General features: G+C 68.4%; 7 protein-coding genes. 4 read left to right on the forward strand and 3 right to left on the reverse strand.

Translation table 11 applies throughout. The features are described from left to right. Positions 1-17 precede the first annotated feature (17 nt). Positions 18-599 carry an NAD(P)H-dependent oxidoreductase gene (locus E6R18_RS11740; protein ID WP_136316816.1) on the reverse strand — a complete coding sequence of 194 codons (582 nt, stop codon included), beginning with the start codon at positions 597-599 and terminating at the stop codon, positions 18-20. A gap of 69 nt (positions 600-668) precedes the next feature. Then, positions 669-1,340, reverse strand: coding sequence for an alpha/beta hydrolase (locus E6R18_RS11745; RefSeq protein ID WP_240799697.1), 672 nt, complete (start codon positions 1,338-1,340; stop codon positions 669-671). Here E6R18_RS11745 and E6R18_RS34815 point away from each other — a divergent pair. Then, positions 1,248-1,439 (forward strand): hypothetical protein, encoded by a 192-nt coding sequence (locus tag E6R18_RS34815; protein WP_240799698.1) that lies wholly within the window; start codon positions 1,248-1,250, stop codon positions 1,437-1,439. The genes E6R18_RS11745 and E6R18_RS34815 overlap by 93 nt on opposite strands. A 32-nt stretch (positions 1,440-1,471) precedes the next feature. Here E6R18_RS34815 and E6R18_RS11750 read toward each other — a convergent pair whose 3' ends face one another. Further along, positions 1,472-2,611, reverse strand: a complete 1,140-nt coding sequence (locus E6R18_RS11750) for an NAD(P)/FAD-dependent oxidoreductase (protein WP_136316818.1) — start codon at positions 2,609-2,611, stop codon at positions 1,472-1,474. Between the two features lie 627 nt (positions 2,612-3,238). On the opposite strand from E6R18_RS11750, the gene E6R18_RS11755 reads away from it, so the two are divergent. The 3 genes from E6R18_RS11755 (at position 3,239) to E6R18_RS11770 (ending at position 6,756) form a co-directional block, all read left to right on the forward strand. Continuing rightward, positions 3,239-4,573, forward strand: coding sequence for a S8 family serine peptidase (locus E6R18_RS11755; RefSeq protein ID WP_136316819.1), 1,335 nt, complete (start codon positions 3,239-3,241; stop codon positions 4,571-4,573). A 1,133-nt stretch (positions 4,574-5,706) separates the two neighbouring features. Further along, a complete protein-coding gene (locus E6R18_RS11765; RefSeq protein WP_168712327.1) occupies positions 5,707-5,868 on the forward strand; it encodes a hypothetical protein in 162 nt (53 codons plus the stop codon). 192 nt (positions 5,869-6,060) lie between these two features. Continuing rightward, a complete protein-coding gene (locus tag E6R18_RS11770; protein WP_136316822.1) occupies positions 6,061-6,756 on the forward strand; it encodes a TetR/AcrR family transcriptional regulator C-terminal domain-containing protein in 696 nt (231 codons plus the stop codon). Positions 6,757-7,170 lie beyond the last annotated feature (414 nt).

The raw sequence follows: 7,170 nt of genomic DNA on the forward strand, positions 1-7,170 counted from the left end.
CGCGCGGGCGGCAGGCTTCAAGACGCGGTGGCGGATGTGGCGTAGCGGACTTCGGCAAGGGCGGTGCTCCAGGATAGGAGCCGGTCGAGCATCGCAGTCAGGACGGAGAACTGATGCTCGCCGGGGGTGAACGAGGCACCGAAGTCGGCGAAGTCGGTGCGCATGTTCAGGGCGACCTGCGGGGAGACACCGGCGAGCTGCAGGGCGCTGAGAACCGGTCGCAGTGCTTCAACGGCGCGTACTCCTCCGTCCACGCCGTAGGAGACGAGGCCGACGGCCTTGTTGTTCCATTCGGCGTAAACGCGGTCGAGGGCGTTTTTGAGGACGCCCGGGAAGGAGTGGTTGTACTCAGGGGTGACGATCACGTACCCGTCGTAGGCGCCCACCGTTTGCGCCCACTGCTGGGTATAGGGCTGGGTGTAGCGGCCTGCGGCCGGCGGGATGGGCTCATCGATCTGCGGCAGGTCGACCTCGGCAAGATCGATGAGTTCGTACTCGGCGTCAGCTCGCTGCCGGGCCTGTTCCAGGACCCAATCGGCGACGCCGGCGCCGGCGCGTCCTGTGCGGGTGCTTCCCAGAATGATCGCGATCTTCGTCATGTCAACTCCAAGCAGTGGTGGGTGCGATAGAGGCCCGTAATCTCCGGTCGGGCCGGGGCGGGCCGGTGGTCAGCTGTGGACTCCCGGTGTGGCGAGGAAGGTGTCCAGGAGTCTGAAGACGGCTTCGGGTTTCTCACGGATGGGCAAGTGCCCTGCACCGTGGACGAGTTCAAATCGGCCGTGTGGGAACGCGGCTGCGTAGGCGCGGCCGAAATCGGGGGTAACAGCCGTGTCGTTGGTTCCCCAGACCGCCAGGACGGGGCAGGCGACGGTGGAGAGGCTGGGCAGCAGTGCCGCGTCGTGCAGGTCCGGACCGGTGTAAGCGCGCAGAGTGGCGAGCATCTGTGCGGGCGGGCCGCCGCGGGTGGTCGGTGCGCCCGGCCCGGCAGGCGCACCGAGGGGCGGCCCGCTGGGCATGGTGACCGGCTGGCCGGGAATTTCCGGGCCGAGGGCGTCCATGAGGACGAGCCGGGAGATCCGTCGGGCCCGGTCGTCCACTGCCATCCGGGCAGCGACCCAACCACCGAAGGACGTGCCGACTACTGTCACGTCGTCCAGGCACTGCTGGTCGAGCAGGTCGTGGTAGACGGCAGCGAGCGCGGCCACGGAGTCCAGCGTGGCAGGCCTCACGGTGTCTTCCCATCCTGGATGGGTGGGCGCGAGAACGCGGTGGCCGGCCGCGAGGTGCTCAACGAGTGGGACAGTGCTGACCGGGCCGGGGGCACCGTGCAGGACGAGCACCACGCGGCCCTGCCCCGACTCGCGCACGGCGAGTTCGAGGCCGGGCCGAATGGAAATGGTGCGGTGGACAAGCGCGCTCACACGTACCTCCTGAAGTGAGGGCTGGCTGGTGTCTGTGCTGTCCGTGGCCGTCACTCGGCTGCCGGGCCGGTGGTGAAGAACTCGATCATCTTCTCCAGGCTCCGCTCGCCGAACATGCTCTCCAGGCTGGAGGCGGATTCGACAGCGGTCGCCTCGCTGCGCGGAAAGAGAGCCTTCTCGTACGCGGTCAGCGCCGCCTCGGTGTCACCGTTCCGGGCCGCGATGGCCTGGCCGAGTTCCGCGCCGTCCAGCATCGCCAGGTTGGCGCCCTCCCCGGCGAAGGGGGACATCACGTGAGCGGCATCGCCGAGCAGCGTCACACCCGGGACTCGCTCCCAGCGGTGTCCGATGGGCAGGGCGTGAATGCGGCGCGGGGCGATCGCGTCCGCGTCGGCGACCAGCGCGCGCAAATCCTCGTGCCAGTCCTCGAAGCGCTCCAGGACGGCGGACTTGGCGGCAGCGTGGTCGGTGAAGTCGATCGCGTCGAGCCACCTCTCGTCGGCCTTCAGCGCGGCGTAGACGTGGAGGCTGCCGTCGGTCTCGCGGTGCGCGAGGAAGCCGCGCTCGCCGCCCAGGCTGATGAAGAACCCGCCCCCGATGACAGCGGCGCTGCGCGGGTGGCGGATGTCGGCGTCCAGAAGGTCAGCCTCGACGAAGGAGATACCGGTGTAGGCGGGGGTGGCGTCGGAGAGGAGCGGCCTTACGCGGGACCAGGCCCCATCGGCACCGATCAGAAGATCGGTGGTGATGGCCGAGCCGTCGGCGAACGTCACCTCGTGGCGCCCGTCGCCCAGCGCCCGGGCTTCGGTTGCCTTCCTGCCCCAGCAGACCGTGCCGTCGGGAAGCGAGTTCAGCAGCAGGTCGCGGAGGTCACCGCGGTCCACTTCGGGACGACCGCCGGCGCCGTCATCCTTCTCGGAGACGTGGACGGTGCCGTCTGGGCCGATCAGACGCATCTCCTCACCACCCTCGTGGACGATCTCGCGGAAGCCCTGGTAGAGGCCGGCGGCGCGCAGGGCCTTCTGACCGTTCTCCTCGTGGATGTCGAGCATGCCGCCCTGGGTGCGGGCTGCGGCTGACGCCTCCAGCTCGAAGATGGCGGCCTTGACGCCGTTGACGTGCAGGACCCGAGCGGCGGTGAGGCCGCCGAGACCTCCGCCGATGATCGCGATGGGGTAGTGGGTGCTCATGAGGGCCTCCAGGGAGATGCCGGGCGCGCGAAATGCACGGAGCCCGGGAAGGATGCCGGGCGAGCGGCCGACCGGACCCCTCCAAGGTAGCGAACAGGTTCGTTGCGAACAAGTTCGCAGCGCGCGTCGCAGCCGCCCGCTCGCATTCGCAGGGCCATCCGGCGCGCTCGCCCGGTCCGCCCGCACACAACTGCGGGGCGGTCCGGTAGCGAAAGTGGTCGGTACGCCGGGTCAGGGAGGCACGCGGGTCCGGTCGACCGACTGCCGACTACTCACAGGCATTGTTCGACTTTTCACCGCCACATGTTGCATTCCTACCAGGTGAGACGCGCCCTTTTGCAGGAATCAGTCGCCACACGAGGATGCTGCGGTCTAGACCTTCACGCATGCGTGCGGAAGCATCACCTGCTGGTTCACCAGAGGACACAATCCCTTTACGACCACAGGAGTTGACGGTGCGAAGAACAGGACACCGCGTATTACGCTCGGTCGGCGCACTCGCGTTGCCCCTTGTGCTGGCCGCAGGGGTGACGGCGGGATTGCCGGCCACCACAGCGGACGCGAGCCCCGCCGCCGCTGTGTCGGTGGCGGCCCCGACTCGGTGGCAAAGCCACCGAGTCGGTCACCTTGATCACCGGTGATCGCGTCACGCTTGATCGGCACGGGGACATCGCCGGAGTGACTCCGGCGCAGGGGCGGGAGTCGATTCCCCTTCAGACCATCCAGAGCGGGAAGCACCGCTACGTAATCCCTGCCGACGCGGCGGAGCTGATCACGGCGGGCACGCTCGACCAGTCGCTGTTCGACATCACCGAGCTGAACCGCCCCCAGTACGACCGGCAGGCCGGTGACGGTATTCCCGTCATCGTGAAGTGGGAAAGGAGCCTGGCGGGCGCACGTACCGGGCTGGCCGACAGGACCAGTACCGTGATGCGGCGTTTGCCCGTGGTCGACGCCGATGCGCTCACCCTGGAGCCGGGCGGGACCAACGCCGCTTGGTCCTCACTGACCATGACCTCGGCAGGGAGCACCAAGCTTGCCCCCGGGGTGCAGTCGGTGCATCTCGACCGGGCCCTTCACGCGTCGCTGAACGAGAGTGTGCCGCAGATCGGTGCCCCGGCGGCGTGGGCAGCGGGCTTTGACGGCACCGGGGTAAAGGTCGCCGTGATCGACACCGGCATAGATGCCAACCACCCGGACCTGGCAGGCAAGGTCGTATCCGAGAGGAACTTCTCCGGCGCAGAGGGAACCCAGGACGGCAACGGGCACGGCACCCACGTCGCGTCAACCGTCGCTGGTTCCGGTGCCGCCTCCGGAGGGGCATACAAAGGTGTGGCACCTGAGGCCGAGCTGATCAACGCTAGGGCGCTGGACACCAAGGGCTGGGAATCGGATTCCAGTGTGCTGGCGGTCGTGCAGTGGGCGGTCGACGCGGGTGCCGACATCGTCAACCTGTCCTTGGGCGCCACGGACACCCCCGGCATCGATCTCCTCGAAGAGGCCGTCAACACGCTCTCCGGCCAAGCGCTGTCCGTCATCGCGGCGGGCAACGACGGTCCTGCCGCCACGACGGTCGGCTCCCCCGGATCGGCCGAGCGGGCCCTGACGGTCGGTGCGGTGGACGGCAAGGACGTCCTCGCGTCCTTCTCCTCGCGAGGCCCGGTGGTGGGTGACGGCTCGGTCAAGCCCGAGGTGACCGCACCAGGCGTGGACATCACGGCGGCCAAGTTCGACAGCACCGGCTATCAGTCCATGAGCGGCACTTCGATGGCTGCCCCTCACGTCGCGGGCGCGGCTGCACTGCTCGTGCAACAGCACCCGGACCGGAGCGGTCAGCAGATCAAGTCGCAGCTGGTCAGCTCCGCCGAACCTGGTGCACATACTCGGTTTCGATCAGGTATCCGTGCCGGCGGGCGGAACAGCGGGCGTAGAGGTCACCGCGGACATCCGCAAGGGCGGTGACACCGCGAGCACGTACGCACTCACCGTCGTGGCAGTCGGCAGCGGACAGACGGTCCGGACCCCGGGAGGTGTCCTCAGTCAGGAGCAAATGGTCGATGTCGCCACGACCGCCACCCTTCGGGACGGCTCGACACCCGCGCCCGGCTCCTGGCGCGTCCTGCTGTTCGACCTTGAAACCCTCAGGTTCCAGTACGTCGGCGGGGAGGACGGCTCAGCAACGGTGCGGGCACCGGTGAGCCCGTACATGGTCGTCGGTACGGTCTCCGCTCAGCAAGAGGACCAGTTGGTCGTCGACTACGTCGCGGCGCCCAAGTTGAGAATCGACCGGGACATGGCCCTGGCCATCGACGCCAGAAGGACGAAGGGGTTCGACGTGACCGTGCCGGATCCATCCGCCTCCCACCGGATCTCCCACGTCGCGATGTCCGCCACGGAGCGGGGGCAGAAGACGTCCGCCACGCTGTACGTGGGCAACGACCTGAGCACCGTGCGCACCGCGCAGCTCGAAGGGGCAGTGCCGGACGACGAGAGTGCCTCGTACTTCGTGTCGCAGTGGTTCGGCTCGGGGCAGCACCTATGTCGTCGCCGACACATTGCCCCGGACGTTCTTCACCGGCCACAGCCAGCACGTGGCATGGGACGACCTGGCAGAGTTCACACTGCGGCAAGGGGCGTCGGTCCCTGGTGCGAGGGCGGCGACCTGGGTCACCTCTCCCAGCCTGCCGCTCGAGACCGTTCTCCTCTCCACCAGCCCGCCGGCCACCTCGAAGACGTACCTCCAGGAGGGCTACGCCTGGAAGCACGCCTTCAACCAGATCGGACCCAAGTACGCCTACGTCCTGGGGTACGAGACCCCGGGCACCCGGTACAAGGGGGCAGCAGTCATACCGCCACGGTCAACACCGGAGTCTTCGGCCCCGCCCTGGGCAATGCCTCCGGTCTGGTCCGGGACGGGAACACGCTGACCGGCACGATCCACCCGTTCGCCGACGCCGAAGGACACGCAGATTTCAGCGCGTACGACAGCGCCACTGCCACGGTCTACCGCACCCTCGACGGCACCCGCGGGCGCCGCCTGGACGGTGCCTGTCACGGTCCAGGGCGTCGCCGCGGGACGGCCTGTCTACGTCTCTGTGTCCTACGACTCGGGTGCCACCTGGGCACACGTACCCGTCGCGAACGGCCGGGTCACCGTGACCAACCCCCCGGCCGGAGGAACGGTGTCCCTCCGGGCCAGGGTCGCCGACGGCCAGGCCACGGCCCAGACGATCATCGACGCCTACCGCACGAAGTGATCCCCGGCTGACCTACACGAAAGGACCGCGTCCATCGTCGGCGCCCGCACGGTCGCCACTCGGCCGTGCGGGCGCCGGGCCGAGGGCTGCCCAGATCCTGGACACGGGCTATGCGGCTCGTGCCAACATGATCGGTGCCCAGCCAGATGTAGAGGCGCACCGTTCTGCGAACTCGTTCGTTACGATCGCAGCATGACTGCGAGAAGAGAACCGATAAGCCGCCGCGACCGCCCGGCCAAGCCCGCCCTTTCACGACAGTGGATCGTGGACACTGCCATGGAGATCATGCGCGCCGAGGGTCTGGACAAGCTCACCATGCGCCGCCTGGCGAGTGAGCTGGACACCGGCCCGGCCTCGTTGTACGTCTACGTGGCCAACACCGCCGAACTGCACGCCGCCGTACTGGACGCCCTCCTGGGTGAGGTCGACCTGACCGGCGCGGACACCGGGGACAGCTGGCACGAGCGTCTCCGCGCCGTGCTGGCCTCCTACACCGCCGTGCTCTTCGGGCACCCGCAGCTCGCCCGGTCGGCGCTCGTAGCACGCCCCAGCGGGGAGAACTACCTGCGCCTGGTTGAACGGGTCCTGGTTCTCCTGTCCGGCAGCGGCGCCTCCCGCGAGCAGGTCGCCTGGGGCGTGGACAAGCTACTCCAGGACGCCACCTCCACAGCCGCTGAGCATTCGACTCAGGGAAACGACCCGATGGCCGAGGACGACTGGAACGCCACCGCCCAGGCCCTGCATTCCGTGGACGAGGCCACCCATCCAGCAATCACCGCACACATGCCGGCACTGGTCGGCGGCTCGATCGACGACCGCATGAGATGGAGTTTCAACGTTCTCGTCACCGGCATCACGCAGACCCCCGTCCCCGGCGGGGAGGACTGAAGCCGCTTCAACGGCGGTCCGGCTCGCCAGCATCTCCGAACCGCCCCACAGTGTCGTACCGCGGGCCGAGTCAGATGCGGTCGCGCGCAAAGCGCCGTCCTGTGCGCAGTGCAGGCCGCTTGACGGGCCCTGCCCGTCGGCGGCGGGCAGGGTGGTGACGGAGATGTCCAGGCCACCGGCCTGCGTGCGGAGCTGAGGTCACAGCATCCGTTTCGAACACCCGCAGACCGCCGTCAGTTGGCGAACCTTCCGCGCCTCCACTCGCTCTGCGATCCTCGCCGGACAAGCTAGGGCCTGTGTGAGGTCGTGATCAATATCTGCGTTCCGCTGCCGTGCCGGGACGGATCACGGTAGAACGCCGGTGTGACGCGCCGACAGCTCAGTGACGACCAGTGGGAACTCATCCAGCCGTAC

This window comes from Streptomyces sp. A1277 (assembly GCF_004795015.1).
In the GTDB taxonomy this organism is placed as follows: domain Bacteria; phylum Actinomycetota; class Actinomycetes; order Streptomycetales; family Streptomycetaceae; genus Streptomyces.